A 14,331-nucleotide genomic window follows, 5' to 3' on the forward strand; every position below is an offset into this window, starting at 1 on the left:
GGTATGCCCATCACCGTATTGATCGCCGACGATCAGGCGATGGTCCGGCAGGGGTTCGGCGCGCTGCTGGCCGCCCAGCCCGATATCAGCGTCATCGGCGATGCGGCCAACGGCGCGATCGCGGTGGCCGAGGCCAAACGGCTGCGACCCGATGTGGTGCTGATGGATGTGCGCATGCCGGAGATGAACGGGCTCGAGGCGGCGCGCGCCATTCTGGCCGCCGGATTCGATCCGCCGGTGCGCGTGCTGATGCTGACGACGTTCGATATCGACGACTACGTGTACGAGGCGTTGGGCCTGGGCGCCAGCGGATTCCTGCTCAAGGACGCACCCGCCGACGAACTGGTCCGCGCGGTGCGGGTGGTCGCCGAGGGACAGGCGTTGCTGGCGCCGACGGTCACCCGCCGCCTGATCGCCGATGTGACCCGTCGCCGCGCGCGCCCGAAAACCGCTCCCGCCCTGAACGCGCTGACCCCGCGTGAACGCGAGGTCCTCGAGCTGATCGCCAAGGGCATGTCCAACACCGAGATCGCCGAGGCGCTGTTCGTCGCCGAGCAGACCGTGAAAACCCATGTGTCCAAGGTGTTTTCCAAACTCGATCTGCGTGACCGCGCGCAAGCGGTGGTGATCGCCTACGAATCCGGCCTGGTCACGCCGGGCTGAGCGATCCGGGTAGGATCCCCACCTGGTACGTCGCCGGAAGGGGGAACGTAGGTGTTGAACAACGGTGACGTGTTCGCCGGCTTCACCGTGGAGCGACTGCTCGGCCAGGGAGGGATGGGATCGGTCTATCTGGCGCGGCATCCGCGTCTGCCCCGGCTGACCGCGTTGAAACTGCTGAATCGCGAGCTGTACACCGATGCCGAGATTCGCGCCCGTTTCGAACGCGAGGCCGATCTGTGCGCACAACTCGATCATCCCGGCATCGTCGCCGTCTACGACCGCGGCGTCGAGGACGATCAGCTGTGGATCTGCATGCAGTATGTGGACGGCGTCGACGCCGCGACGGTGAATCCGCTGACGCTGCCGCCCGAGCGCGCCGTGCAGATCATCGAAGGTGTCGCCGACGCATTGGATTACGCGCACGGCAACGGTGTACTGCACCGAGATGTGAAGCCCGCCAACATCTTGCTGGCCCGGGCGGTGAGCGGCAAGGGGGAACGGGTCTTTCTCACCGACTTCGGAATCGCCCGCCTCCGTGAGGATTCCACGCACCTCACCCAGGCCGGCATGTTCACCGCCACCCTCGCATACGCCTCGCCGGAACAGATGACCGGTGTCGAACTCGATCACCGCTCCGATCAGTATTCGCTGGCGTGTGCCCTGTACTGGCTGCTCACCGGAACCGGGCCGTTCGACTCCGAACATCCCACCGAGGTCATTCGCGGCCACCTGCAACTGCCGGTCCCGCCGGCCAGTGCGCGGCGCGCCGGACTGTCCCCGGCGATGGACGGGGTGATCGCCCGCGCCATGGCCAAGCGAGCCTCCGAAAGATTCGGCAGCTGTACGGAATTCGCGGCCGCGGCGCGAGCGGCGCTGACCGCGCCCGCGGGGGCGCCGACGGTGAGCGGTGCGGCTCCGACGCTGATCCGGCCCGGCGGTCCGGCCCCCGTCCCGCCGAACTCGGCGCGGGTTCCCGCCGGACCGCTTCCCGGCACACCTACACAGGGATACCCGCCGCCGAACGGCGCTGGCGTGCCGACCGTGGTTCCCGTTGGGGGACAGCCCTATTCGACGATGACCGCTGGACCGTCGAATGCCCCGTCCGCCGCGCCCAGCCGGGTGCCGATGCCCGCTTCAACCCACTCTCCCGCAGGGCCTCCTCCAGGGGTGCCTTCGCCCGCAAGGCCCTCTCCCGCAGGTTATTCCGCGCCGCCACCGGGCTACCCGCCGGCCCAGGGATATCGGCCGCAGCCGCCGAAGCGCTCGGGCGCGATGGTGGCCGCGATCATCGTCGCCGTGCTGGTGGTGGTGGCCGTCGTCGTCGCGATCGTGGTGGTGGTGCTGCAGAAGAAGGAGAGCAAGGGCGCCGAGGATTGGCTGCATGCTACCCAGGCCATGGACCAGCAGGCTGCCACCATCACCCAACTGTTTCCCGCACTCGCGGTCTCCGAGCGCGCATACGACGGTGCGTCCTGCGTCCGGAAGCCGAACGGTCAGAACCTGCTCGCTTTGACGGGAACCGATCTGAATCTGGGAAAGTGGACGATCGGCTGGGATTGCGTGAACACGAACTACACGCCGAGTTATGCCGTCCTCAAATACGCGTCGCCCGCCGATGCTCAGGCAATGGTCGCTCAGCTGACCGGTTCACCGCAGGGCAGCGGTAGAACCGGCACCGTCAGCTATACGAGTCACGTCAACCCGCCGAGTTCCGCATCGCTGTACTACCGGTGGGTCGTGCTGTCCTTCGGCCCGGATTCCGAGCGGGGCCGATGTCTCGTCATCGCGAGCAGCCGGTATTCCTCGTTCATGAATTCCGCGGACGGCCTTACCGAGTCCGAATTCGCCGCGTGGTGGCGGAAGATGCCGCTGGAATGAGAGGCCGGCGCGGCGCCGGCCTCCCTCACCCGAAGAACGCGGCGGCCTCCCCGTGCCGATCGGTCGGCACCAGCTTGAGCTGTTTGGTGGCCTCCGCCAGCGACACCAGGCCGATCTCGGTGCCGTGCAGCGCCACCATCTGACCGAACTGGCCGGCGTGGACCGCTTCGGCGGCGTGCAGGCCGAAGCGCGTCGCGAGCACCCGGTCGTAGGCGGTGGGCTTGCCGCCACGCTGGACGTGGCCCAGCACCGTGGTGCGGACCTCCTTGCCGATGCGGCGTTCGATCTCCACGCCCAACTGGTGGGCCACCCCGGTGAACCGCTCGTGGCCGTATTCGTCGACCCCGCCCTCGCGCAGATGGAACGAGCCCTCGGCGGGTTTCGCGCCCTCGGCGACCACGCAGATGAAGTGGGAATCACCGCGCTGGAAGCGGCGTTTGATCATGGTGCACACCTCGTCGACGTCGAAGGGCACCTCGGGGACGAGGGTGAGGTGGGCGCCGGAGGCGATGCCGGAATTCATCGCGATCCAGCCGGCGTGGCGGCCCATCACCTCCACCAGCATGACGCGCTGATGCGATTCCGCGGTGGTGTGCAGCCGGTCGATGGCGTCGGTGGCGATGGTGACGGCGGTGTCGTGGCCGAAAGTGGTGTCGGTGCAATCGATGTCGTTGTCGATGGTCTTCGGTACGCCGACCACCGGCACACCTTCGTCGGAGAGCCAGTGGGCGGCGGTGAGGGTGCCCTCCCCGCCGATCGGGATGAGGGCGTCGATGCCGTTGTCGTCGAGGGTGCGTTTGATTCGCCCCAGTCCCTCGAGCAGCACGTCGGGATTGGTGCGGGCGGTGCCGAGCATGGTGCCGCCCTTGGTCAGCAGCCGGTCGGTGCGGTCGTCGTTGTGGATGTGGATCTTGCGATCCTCCAGTAACCCGCGCCAACCGTCCTGGAAGCCGACGATCGCGTCACCGTAGCGGCCGTTCGCAGTGCGAACGACAGCTCGGATGACCGCGTTCAAGCCTGGGCAGTCCCCGCCTCCGGTCAAGACTCCGATGCGCATGCCGCTATCTTGCCGCGCCCGGCCGCGCGGCGCAGCCCCGCCCCCGTTAACCGGCGGTTACAGCAACCGGCTACCACAGACAGTGGACATTGCGGCCGCGCGGTGAGGTCGTCGCGCGGGCGCGCGGTGGTGTCATTGCGCGGGGGCGCAGTGGCCGGCCGGAAGGTCGTCGAGATGTTTCGTGATCAGCCCCGCCATCTTGTTGAGAATCTGGGTGCCGTCGTCGAACGTGCCCGATGTCGCCTGTGCGGCAAGGGAAATGGCGACATCGCCGTTGGGTGTGGTCAGCAGGCCGAATTGGCGAACCAGGTAGTTGCCGCTCGGATCGGGGCCCCAGCCGCCTTTGAAACGGGTGTTGTCCAAATGTCCGAGGCCCCACTGCTGGCCCCAGACCACCTTGCCCATCAGCGTGGTCACGGTGTCGGCGTCGGGCAGGCAGGGCAGTCGCGATGCCCAGCGCACCTGGTCGGCCAGCGACCAGTCGGCCTGGCCGAACGCCGAGTACTCGGCGCGTGAGCGGGTCGCGGGGACGGTCGTGGTGGTGTCGCCCCCCTCACGCAGTACCGCCTGCACCGCCTTGGCCGCCGCGTCGGGGGCGCCCAGCGCCTGCCACAGTCCGTCGGCGGCGGAGTTGTCGGACTCGGTGATGGCCGCCGACATCTGATAGGTGCTGGTGTTGCCGTTGGTGCGCAGAACGGCAAGTGTCAGTGGGACTTTCATGGTCGACCAGGAGGGCCCGGTGGTCCAATCGCCCATCTGCGCGGTGCGCTGGCCACCGACCGCCATGATCGCCATACCGGCGTGCCCGTCCAGACTCGGCCGCAGCGCGGTGAAATCGGCTGCCAGCGAACCCGGCAGCGCGAACATCGTGACGGGGGCGGACGAGGTGCTCGCCCGGGTCGTCGTGGTCGGCGTGCTGGTGTCGGAGGCGTTCGAGCAGGCCACCGGGCTCAGTAACAGGCCCGCTCCGAGCAGTGCCGCCGCACAGCGAACAGCGCGAAAAGCCATGGCCCGCTTCGTGCTCGGCCGGAGTGGTGCGTGCACCCGTTCACCTCCAGATCATGCGAATGGCCCCGCGCGGCACCATCCGTCAGACGAGGAATTGTGTGCGGTCGCGGCCCGCCGGTCAAATGCGCCGACCGTCGACGGCGCATATGAGACGACTGCGCAATCACCGCTCGCATTCTCCGCCGTGCAGTTCGTGCACGTGTTCGGACAGCAGTGCCGACATCCGGTTCATCATTTCGACCGCGTCATCATAGGAGCCCGAATCCGGTTGCGCCGCAAGGGCTACCGCGAGCTGGCCGGACCACGTCGGCACCAGTCCGAACTGGCGGACCAGATACGCTCCGGTGTCGTCGTCGGGTCCCCAGCCGCCCTTGTACTCGGCGCCGACGAACGAACCCAGGCCCCAGCTCTGGCTGTCGGTGATCTGCTGCATCAGATCCACCACCCGCGAAGCATTGTGCAGGCACGGCAGCCGGGCGGCGAAGCGCAGCTGATCGACCAGACTCCACTGGGTGGCACCGAAGACCATGGGGTCGTCGATGGATTGGCGCGCATCCGGATTGTGCCGGTCGGCGACATCGGTGGTGGTGTCGCCGGCCTCGCGCAGCACCGCCTCGACCGCTTCGGCCGCGGGTTCACCGCCACCCAGCGCGATCCAGAGTGCTTGGGCCGCATCGTTGTCCGAGGCGGTGATGGCGGCCTGTGCGACATCGGCCAGGCCGACCGGGTCCCGGCGCAGCGCCGCGAGGGCGAGTGGCACCTTGATCGTCGACCAGGCGACTCCCGTGGTCCAGTCGCCGAGTGTGATCACGCGGTCGCCGCCCACGGCCATCACCGCCAAGCCCATCCGGCCGGGCAACTGCGCGCGCAGGTTGGCGAAGCCGGCCACCAGGCCGCTGGGCAGGCTGGGCGTCGAGTCGGGAACGGGCGCCGGACGCACCATGTCGGCGGGCGGCCGGGACAGGCCCGGCTCCGTACTGACCGCGGCACCGTGCGCCGCGCACGCCGAAACGAGAAGTGGGACAACTGCCAAGAACAACCGCCGCCGACCCTGGCGCCCGGTGGGCGTCGGGTCAGTAGACATAGACCACCGCGTTGTCACCGCCCGTACAGGTGACGACCTTGCCCGAGCTGGTGCAGGTCATCGGATAGGACCGGCCCGTCACCGGACTCACCGCGATGATCGAGGTGCTGGCCTCGGCGGTGGCCGCGCTGGTCGCGCTGTGGGATTCGGCCGCTTGCGCATACGCCTTGCGCACCGCTTCCGCGAAACCGCAAGAGGTCACCGAGGAACCGGTCGCGGTCTTGGCGAACGAACCCTGGGTTGTCGAGGTCTGCGAGCACGGGGTCGCGCCGACCGGAAGATTGGCCGACGTGCCGGTCGTGGTCGGCGCCGCGGTCGTGGCCGGCGCGGAGCCGGTCGCCGGTTGCTGGGCGGTCACCGCCGGGGCAGCCGGGCCCGCCGCGGTGGCCGGGTGGTCGTTGTTCGACGAGGAGCCGAAGACCTGCCAGCCGACCACGCCGATACCTGCCAGGACGGCCGCACCCAGCACACCGAGCACGACCGGAACCGCGACCGATCGCGAGCGCTTCGCGGGGCGCGAATCCTGCGAACCCGTTGCCGCCACGGCGTATTCGTCATCGAAGTACTCGTCGTCGGCATAGCCGTCGTCGTAGGCGTCGTCCTCGTACCGGACGTCCTCGTCGTAGCGAGCGTCGTCGCGGTAGCGCAGCTCGTCGTCGTACCGGGCGTCGTCGTAGCCCTCGTCGCCGGTGACGTCGAGGAACCGCGTGTCGCCCGCTGCCTTCGCGGCGGTGCCGAACTGCGAGACATCGAGGAACCGGGTGTCCTCGTCGCGGGGCGTGCGATCGGTGCCGCCGGTGCGGAACTGCGAGATGTCGATCAGTTCGGTCTTCTCGCCGGGCTGCAGGTCGGCGTCGGAGAGAGCGGCGTCGGAGAGAGTGGCGCCGGATCGCGTGTTGGCCTCGGGACGGGTGCTGAACTGCGTCGGGTCGAGCAGTTGGGTGCGGTGTTCGGAACCCGGTGCCGAATCCTGCTCGGCGTCGGACTGCTCGGCGCGGTCGCGAACTTCTTCGCTCCCGGTCACGCCGTACGCGCGGGTCGGTTCGGCCGCGGACCGCCGGGCCGGCTCGGCCGCGCGCGGCACGACCGGTTCTGCGACCGGCCGTGCCGATCCTGCCGCGCCCGATGCGGGTGGCTTGCGCATCGGCAGGCTCGGCAGGGTCGCCGGTTTCGGCTCCGCCGCAGGGGATTCGGCGGTCAGCGTGAAGTGGAACTCGCCCGGTTTGACCAGCGTCGGATCGGCGGGGCGGATGATCGGCAGATCGCCGGACGTATCGCGCTCGTCCTTGCTCGGCGGCGGGATGATGCGCAGCGTGCCCGTGGTCTCGTACGCGCGCGACGTGGCCGCGGGGGCGTCGGTGCCGGCGGGCCGGTCCGCACCGGCCGCGTCGTTCGGAGCCGGGGCGGTTCCCGATGCGGCGGCTGAAACAGGCTGCGCGGCACCGGCATTCGCGGTGTCCGCAGCGGCGGTAGCCGCGCCCGCGGCGGTGTCACCGGCGGCGGCGGGGCCGCGTGGCTGGAAGTTTGCCGCAATCGTCGGTCCGTCCGGTCCGAACGGCTGGAACGTCGTCGGTTCCGGCGTGCGGCGGTAGTCGTTGTCCCGCGCCGCCGCCACGTCCACCGGGCTGGGGCCGGAGGGCGTGTTCCCGCCGCGCGGAGTGTTCGCGAGCAATTCCGCGCCGAAGACCTTCGGCGTCCCGGAATCGAACGGCGTCCCCGCGGTATTCGACTCGGCGGGCATCCGTCCGCCCAGTCCCAGCGCGGCACGCGCGGCGGCCGCGAACTGTCCGGCGGTCTGATACCGGTCCGCCGGCGCCTTCGCCATCGCGCGCGCGATCACCCCGTCGATGGCCTCGGGCACGCCGGCCCGCGCGGCGCTGGCACGCGGCGGTGGTTCCGACAGATGCGACCGGATCAGCACACTGACGCTCTCGGCCGGGAAGGGCGTCGCGCCGGTCAGGCATTCGTGCAGGACGCAGGCCAGCGAATAGATGTCGGCACGGGCGGTCACGGGCCCGGAGTCGAATCGCTCCGGCGCCATATAGGTGTAGGAACCGGCGGCGTGGCTGCCCGTGGTGTGCGGGTTGTCGCCCTCGTCGCGGGCGATGCCGAAATCGGTGAGATACGCGAAATCGGCCGGGGTGACGAGGATGTTGCCGGGTTTGACATCCCGATGGACCAGCCCGGCGGCGTGTGCCGCATCCAGCGCGGCGGCCACTTGCTCGACGATCGCCACCGCGCGGTCGGCATCGAGCTTTCCCTGCCGGCGCAGCAGCGTGCGCAGGTTCTCGCCGCGCACCAGGCGCATATCCAGGAACAGGGAGCCGCCGGCCTCACCCCAGTCGTGGATCGGGATGATGTGCGGTTCGGCCAGCCGGGCCGCCGCCTGCGATTCGCGGCGGAAGCGTTCCTGATATATCGCGTCCTGCGCGAGTTGTTCGGGCAGGATCTTGAGCGCGACGACGCGATCCCTACCGGTATCGAACGCCTCGTACACCTCGCCCATACCACCGCGACCGAGCAGCGAGCGCACCTCGTACGGGCCGAATCTGGTGCCGACCCGTGACCTCGGCACTTCCACCGGTGAACCTCCAACTCCTGGGCAAGGTGGCCAACCTGCCCGGCGCCGCACCGGGTTGCCTGCCCCTCAGAACGCCGATTCTCCGGGTGCGACCACGCCGTGGTCAAACGCGAAGACGATCGCGGCCGCCCTGTCTCGTAACCCTAGCTTGCCGAAAATGTGTCCGACGTGGCTCTTTACCGTTACTTCGGAGATGCCGAGTTCGCCGGCGATCTCGGAGTTGACCCGCCCGCGGCCGATCAGTTTGAGCACCTCGAGTTCGCGAGCGGTGAGCTCCGCCATGCGGGAGCGGGTGTCGGTGGGGACCGGCCGCGCCGTCCGGTAGCCCGACAGCACCCGGCCGGTGACGGACGGATCGAGCCAGGAGCCGCCCTCGGCCACGGTGCGCACCGCCCGGATCAGATCCTCGGCGGGGGAGTCCTTGAGGATGAAGCCCGCCGCGCCGGCCCGCAGCGCACCGGAGAGCAGATGGTCGTCGTCGAAGGTCGTGAGCACCAGCACCGGCGGCGCGTCCGCGCGGGTCCGCAGCCGCCGGGTCGCGTCGATGCCGCCGACCCGCTTCATCCGCAGATCCATCAGCACCACGTCCGGCCGGTATTCGGCCAAGGCGGCCGGCACCTCGTCACCGTCGCCGCATTCGGTGACCACGAAGCCGTCGCGGCGGCGCAGGATCCTTCGCAGTCCACCGCGCACGAGTTCCTGGTCGTCGACGACGAGCACGGTGGTGGTCGCGGTATCGGTGTCGGTGAGCGGACTCTGACCCGGATTCACGTGCCCTCCTGCGTTCTACGGGACACCCGCACCCGGTCGGCGCAGGTATGTCTCACCGGTCCCGGTGAGTTGCGGGACACCCGCACCCGGTCGGCCGGGTCGGCGGACGCGCCGGTATGTCTCACCGATCCTCCTGGCGTTTGCGGGTGAGCGAGGTGATCGCGTCACGCACCTTCGTCAGGGGATCGTCGAGTCCGCTCACCGGGCACACATCGACGGGAGCGAGCGGGATGCGGGCGCGCACCTGCCAGTACTCGCCCGATCGGCCGGCCGACAGATTGCCGTTCAGGGTCGCCGTGCGCTGGCGCATGCCGTTGATCCCCATTCCGCGGCCGGTGCGCGGCGCCGGGCCCTGCGGCAGCGTATTGCGCACGCGCACGGTCACTTCGCCGGGGGTCACGGCGATGTCGAGGGAGGCTTGCGCACCCGGCGCGTGCTTGGCGATGTTCGACAGCGATTCCTGGCTGATCCGGTACAGCGCCAGACCCGTCGACGCGGACACCGCCGCAGTGTCGCCGGTGAGGTGATAGGTCACCGACAGCCCGGCGCCGACGAAATCGGCGACCAGGTCGGCGATGTCCTCGAGACCCGGTTCGGGCGTCATCGCGGACGGGCGCTGATCGAGCAGGCCGACGGTATGCCGGATATCGGCCATCGCCTGGCGGCCGAGGCGTTCGGCATCGCCGAGTGCGTCGATGGCCTCGTCGACATCGCGATCGGTCTCCAGTGCGTGCCGGGCCGCGGTCAGGTGCAGCAGCGTGACACTGAGGGAGTGGGCGATCACGTCGTGGACCTCGCGGGCGATCCGGCGGCGTTCGTCGTCGGCCGCCTGCGCGGAGCGAATCGCCTGATTCTCGCGCTCCTGATCGAGTGACTGTCGCTGGAATTGCAGCATCAGGCCGACCATCCAGCCCAGCACGATCGCGACCACGTACACCTGCACCAGTTCGGCGGAGCCCAGAGCGTAGAAGATGACGATCTCCGCGACGGCGGCGATCATCCAGAACAGGCTGACCCGTTTCGGCGCGATCGCCCCGATCATGCCGACCATCACGGTCAACACCAGCGGAGAACAATCGGGTGAGACCGGCTGCAGCAGGAACAGTGCCTGGGCGGTGAGCGCGGACAGGCCGAACACCGCGGGTTTCGGGGGCAGGTCGAAGAAGAACAGCAGCGGATAGCAGGCGAACAACAGCGCCACCGCGAGGAAGGGCACCCCGGTCGAGAAGTACTGGCTGCGCAGCGCCGCGGCCGCGACCGCCGCCACCACGACCGCGATATCCGCGGTGACGACCACCGAGACGGGATAGCCGTAGGACATCTCCTCGACCCGCCGCCGCAGCGTACCGGCCGGATCGTGCACGAGGTCCAGGAGACGACGGGCGACCCGCCCCAGTGCCAGGCGGGTCCGGCCCGGGCGCCGCGGCGCGTGCGGCGATACCTCCGCACGGTCGTCTGCGCTGGTCAGGTCCATAACAGTCAGGCTAGTCGCCGACGGGTCGTCGCTGCATCGTTCCCGGAAAGGGCCCGCGCTCCTACCGTGGTAGGACCCGAAGTCTCGTCTGCGGCACGACGTATCCGCCGGGCCGCGTCCGTAGCGTGAGTCGCACAGTGTCCGGCGAAAGGCCCGGACACCCGGCCCGAGGAGATGGGTGCGATGACTTGGCAAGACCAGCACGCTCGTACCGACATCCTGCACGAGGTGCTCGCCCGCGCGGCCGTCGATCCGGCCACCCCGGGACTGTTCTACGACCTGCCCGACTGCGATCGGCTCTTCGGCGGACCCGCCGGAGTGCTTGCCGCCCTGCGGTATCGGTGGGACAACCATCTGCACGCCAAGCTCGACCAGGCTCAGCTGCAGGGCCAGTCGCCGGGCGAGGCCTATCTGGAACTGGCCGCGGAACAACCCGTACTGCGTGCCGTACTCGACGCACACGAGGTCCGGCATTGGCATCGCGAGCCGGCCCTGGCACGCTGAGCGACGATCCGACCCGGTTGCGGCGCAGTCGAACCCGCGCCGTCACCTAACCGACAGCAGAAAGAGGGTGGGGCGACCGCCATGTTGGAATTGACCGACGTCGTCAAGGAATACCGGGTGGGTGAACAGCGGGTTCGCGCTCTCGACACCATCAGTCTGCGCATCGAGGCGGGGGAATTCACCTCGATCATCGGCCCGTCCGGATCCGGTAAGAGCACCCTGCTGCATCTGCTCGGCGCACTGGATTCACCGGATTCGGGTTCCATCACCTTCCAGGGCGACGAGATCGGCTCCCTCGACGACAACCGGCAGTCCGAGTTCCGCCGCCACCGCGTGGGTTTCGTCTTCCAGTTCTTCAACCTGCTGCCGACGCTCTCGGCGTGGGAGAACGTCGCGGTGCCGAAACTGCTGGACGGCACCGGATTGCGCAAGGCCAAGCCGCGGGCACTGGAACTGCTCGACCGCGTGGGCCTGGCCGATCGCGCCGAGCATCGCCCCGCCGAACTGTCCGGCGGTCAGATGCAGCGGGTGGCCGTCGCTCGCGCGCTGATCATGGATCCGCCGCTGATCCTGGCCGACGAACCCACCGGCAATCTGGATTCCAAGACCGGCGCCGCCATTCTGGAACTGCTCGGCGACATCTGCGGCGCGGGCAATTCGGTGGTGATGGTCACCCACGACATGGGCGCCGTCGAATACTGCGATCGCGTGATCACGCTGCGGGACGGGCGAATCGGTTCCAACGAGCTGGTGTCCGCGCGCCGTGGCGAGGTTCGCGACGGCGACGAGGTGGTGCGCGCGTGATCACAGCCGGCTGGGATCGGTTGCGGCTGTTCAACATCGGAGAGCTGTTCACCCACAAGGGCCGTACCGCCATGTCGATGGCGGTCATGGGGGTGTCGGCGGGGCTGCTGGTGGCGGTGCTCAGCATCTCCGGTTCGGTGACCGGCTCGGTGGATCGGCTGACCTCGGCACTGGGCGGTAAGGCGCAACTCGAGATCTCCGGCGTCACCGAGAGCGGATTCGGGCAGGACCTGGTGCCGCAGGTGCGCGCGGTCCCCGGAGTCGAGGCGGCGGTGCCGATGATCCGCACCGGGGTCGGCAACCCTGCCGACCGCACGCTGCTCATCGGCGCCGACGCGTCTGTTTCGGCGCTCGGCAGTGATCTGAACGGGGCGATGAGCGGGCAGGTGGCGAAACTGCTGTCGGTGCCGGGCGGAGTCCTCGTCGGCGCGGGGCTGGGCCGGCACGAGGGCGAGACCTTCACGCTGGGCAACCAGCAGGTGACCGTGGCCGGAGTGCTCGACGACGCCACCTCGCACAAACTCAACAGCGGGCACATCGTCATCGCCACCCTGCCTGTCGCCCAGCAACTCGCCGGCCGGGCGGGCATGGTCGACTCCGTCCAGATCGTGCCGAAGCCGGGAACCGATGTGGGGCAACTGCGTTCGGCGCTGACCGCACTGGTGAACGGCCGTGCGGTGGTGGCCGATCCGAGCCTGCGCACCGCGCAGGCGAGCGGCGCGATCCAGCTCGTGCGTTTCTCCACCACGATGGCCTCGGCCGCGGCGCTGATCGTTTCGGGCTTCCTGATCTACAACGCGATGAGTATGGCGGTGGCCCAACGCCGCCCGACGCTGTCGCTGCTGCGCGCGATCGGCGGGCGGCGGCGTCCGATGGTGCGTGACCTCGTCGTGGAGGCGGCCGTCATCGGATTGATCGGCGGCGCGATCGGTTCGGTGGTGGGGATCTTCGCCGGGCGTATGTCGATCGACACGATTCCCTCGGCCATGGTGGCGGCGGTGGACACCCGCACCGAATACATGGTGCCCGGCTACGCGATTCCGTTCGCGATCGCGGCCTGCGTGCTGGCCAGCGTCGCCGCCGCGTCGATCGCCGCCCGCCAGGTCTACAAGGTCCAGCCCATCGAGGCGCTGGCGCCGGTGGGGGTGTCGAAGGCCGATTCGGTCGGGCCGTGGTTGCGCTGGGGTGCGCTGGTGGGTGGCCTGGCCATGGTCGGTGGCGCCATCGTCATCGCGCGCGCCGATCTGGGCCGGGCTTCGCTCGGCGCGATCTCGCTGTCCATCGCGGGCGCGGTCGGCCTGTGTTTCGCCGCGATGGGGCCGATCGTGCGCCTGGCGGCCGCGGTCGCCCGGATCTTCGGCGCGCCCGGCGCCCTGGGAGCCACCACCATCGAACGGGCTCCGCGACGCGTGTGGGCCACGGCGATGACGGTGATGATCGGCGTGACCGCGACGGTCGCGATGGGCGGGGCGTCCAGCAATCTGGTCGATTCGGCGACGGACTCGTTCTCCGATCTCGGTCGTCGCGACGCCTACATCAGCCCCACCTCGCTGGCCGAATTCCCCACGGGTCCGATCCTTCCGCCGGATCTGAAGGAAACCGTGCGCCGGGTTCCCGGCGTCGCCGACGTGGGGTCGGCCCAGATGGCCTTCGCCACCGTCGGCAGCGATCGGGTGATGCTGCAGGCTTATCAGCCCAATATCCGGTCGTCGGTCCTCGCCGATCTGGGACCCGATGTGTTGCAACGGATGTCGACCGGCGAGGGCGTCGTGCTGTCGCGCGACGTGGCGCGCTCGCTGGATGTCGGCGAGGGCGCGCAGCTCGAGCTGCCCACGCCGACGGGCATCCATTCCGTGCGGGTCCTGCGGGTGATCCCGTACTTCTCGGCGCTGTCGGGCATCGTGCTGATGGATCTGGACGTCCTGCGGCAGTGGTACGACCGCCCGGGAGAGACGATCCTCGGCGTCAACTTCGCACCCGGCGTCGACAAAGCCCAGGTGATCGACGCGATCCGCGCGGTGGTGCCGCCCGCCCTGCACGTGGACGCCGGTGCTCAGGCGCTCGCGGCGGTATCTCGAGGGGTACAGCAGGGTACGTCGCTGTCCGGTTCGATTCTGTGGATCGTGGTGCTGGTTTCGACCGCGGCGCTGCTGAATACGCTGATGCTGTCGGTCCTGGAACGCCGCCGCGAACTCGGCGTGCTGCGCGCCATGGGCACCAGCCGCCGATTCCTGCTGCGCACGGTGCTGACCGAGGCCGCCGGCATCGGATTGGCCGGTGCCGCACTGGGTTTGGTGACCGGCGCGGCCGTGCAGTATCTGGCCACCGTGGCGATGGGTCACGCGATGACCATCGACGTGGTGTACCGCCCGAGCCCGATGTTGCTGGTCTACGCCGCCGCCGCGCTGGTCCTGGCCCTGCTCGGCTCGATTCCGCCGTCGCTGCGCGCGGCCCGCATGCCGATCGTCGAGGCCATCGCCGTCGACTGATCGTGTCAGGAGGGGAAG

11 protein-coding genes are annotated in these 14,331 nt (G+C 69.3%); 5 read left to right on the top strand and 6 right to left on the bottom strand.

Annotation, left to right across the window (positions count from 1 at the left end; genetic code table 11):
* The first annotated feature begins 3 nt into the window (after positions 1 to 3).
* Complete coding sequence (locus IG65_RS0101320; RefSeq protein WP_030512935.1) at positions 4 to 663, top strand: response regulator transcription factor; 660 nt, start codon at positions 4 to 6, stop codon at positions 661 to 663.
* A 51-nt stretch (positions 664 to 714) separates the two neighbouring features.
* Positions 715 to 2,541, top strand: a complete 1,827-nt coding sequence (locus tag IG65_RS0101325) for a serine/threonine-protein kinase (protein ID WP_051755100.1) — start codon at positions 715 to 717, stop codon at positions 2,539 to 2,541.
* A gap of 25 nt (positions 2,542 to 2,566) precedes the next feature.
* Here the strand turns inward: IG65_RS0101325 and IG65_RS0101330 are convergent, their stop codons facing one another.
* From IG65_RS0101330 to IG65_RS0101355, 6 genes are all read right to left on the bottom strand, one after another.
* Positions 2,567 to 3,598, bottom strand: coding sequence for an ATP-dependent 6-phosphofructokinase (locus IG65_RS0101330; protein WP_030512937.1), 1,032 nt, complete (start codon positions 3,596 to 3,598; stop codon positions 2,567 to 2,569).
* Between the two features lie 132 nt (positions 3,599 to 3,730).
* Positions 3,731 to 4,606, bottom strand: a complete 876-nt coding sequence (locus IG65_RS0101335) for a hypothetical protein (protein WP_036522690.1) — start codon at positions 4,604 to 4,606, stop codon at positions 3,731 to 3,733.
* Positions 4,607 to 4,769: 163 nt separating this feature from the next.
* Positions 4,770 to 5,690, bottom strand: coding sequence for a hypothetical protein (locus IG65_RS0101340; RefSeq protein ID WP_051755103.1), 921 nt, complete (start codon positions 5,688 to 5,690; stop codon positions 4,770 to 4,772).
* Positions 5,680 to 8,271 (bottom strand): protein kinase, encoded by a 2,592-nt coding sequence (locus IG65_RS38335; protein ID WP_369801448.1) that lies wholly within the window; start codon positions 8,269 to 8,271, stop codon positions 5,680 to 5,682. Before IG65_RS38335 ends, IG65_RS0101340 begins: the two co-directional genes overlap by 11 nt.
* Positions 8,272 to 8,337: 66 nt before the next feature.
* Positions 8,338 to 8,991: a response regulator transcription factor gene (locus tag IG65_RS0101350; RefSeq protein ID WP_030512941.1), complete on the bottom strand. Its 654-nt coding sequence runs from the start codon at positions 8,989 to 8,991 to the stop codon at positions 8,338 to 8,340.
* 172 nt (positions 8,992 to 9,163) lie between these two features.
* Positions 9,164 to 10,516: a sensor histidine kinase gene (locus tag IG65_RS0101355; protein WP_051755106.1), complete on the bottom strand. Its 1,353-nt coding sequence runs from the start codon at positions 10,514 to 10,516 to the stop codon at positions 9,164 to 9,166.
* A gap of 183 nt (positions 10,517 to 10,699) precedes the next feature.
* Between IG65_RS0101355 and IG65_RS0101360 the strand changes: the two genes are divergently transcribed.
* From IG65_RS0101360 to IG65_RS0101370, 3 genes are all read left to right on the top strand, one after another.
* Positions 10,700 to 11,020, top strand: a complete 321-nt coding sequence (locus tag IG65_RS0101360) for a hypothetical protein (protein WP_051755193.1) — start codon at positions 10,700 to 10,702, stop codon at positions 11,018 to 11,020.
* 81 nt (positions 11,021 to 11,101) lie between these two features.
* The gene (locus IG65_RS0101365; RefSeq protein ID WP_030512944.1) at positions 11,102 to 11,824 is read left to right on the top strand and encodes an ABC transporter ATP-binding protein; all 723 of its coding nucleotides are present in this window, start codon (positions 11,102 to 11,104) and stop codon (positions 11,822 to 11,824) included.
* Entirely contained in the window at positions 11,821 to 14,313 is a 2,493-nt protein-coding gene (locus tag IG65_RS0101370) for an FtsX-like permease family protein (protein WP_030512945.1), read from the top strand. Before IG65_RS0101365 ends, IG65_RS0101370 begins: the two co-directional genes overlap by 4 nt.
* The last annotated feature ends 18 nt before the right edge of the window (positions 14,314 to 14,331 follow it).

The organism is Nocardia sp. NRRL WC-3656 (genome assembly GCF_000720265.1).
Taxonomy (GTDB): domain Bacteria; phylum Actinomycetota; class Actinomycetes; order Mycobacteriales; family Mycobacteriaceae; genus Nocardia; species Nocardia nova.

Bases quoted from the DNA above. Each gene is read 5' to 3' on its own strand.
- IG65_RS0101320 (WP_030512935.1), top strand. From the start codon at position 4: ATGCCCATCACCGTATTGATCGCCGACGATCAGGCGATGGTCCGGCAG.
- IG65_RS0101330 (WP_030512937.1), bottom strand. From the start codon at position 3,598: ATGCGCATCGGAGTCTTGACCGGAGGCGGGGACTGCCCAGGCTTGAAC.
- IG65_RS0101335 (WP_036522690.1), bottom strand. From the start codon at position 4,606: ATGGCTTTTCGCGCTGTTCGCTGTGCGGCGGCACTGCTCGGAGCGGGC.
- IG65_RS0101340 (WP_051755103.1), bottom strand. From the start codon at position 5,690: ATGTCTACTGACCCGACGCCCACCGGGCGCCAGGGTCGGCGGCGGTTG.
- IG65_RS0101355 (WP_051755106.1), bottom strand. From the start codon at position 10,516: ATGGACCTGACCAGCGCAGACGACCGTGCGGAGGTATCGCCGCACGCG.
- IG65_RS0101360 (WP_051755193.1), top strand. From the start codon at position 10,700: ATGACTTGGCAAGACCAGCACGCTCGTACCGACATCCTGCACGAGGTG.
- IG65_RS0101365 (WP_030512944.1), top strand. From the start codon at position 11,102: ATGTTGGAATTGACCGACGTCGTCAAGGAATACCGGGTGGGTGAACAG.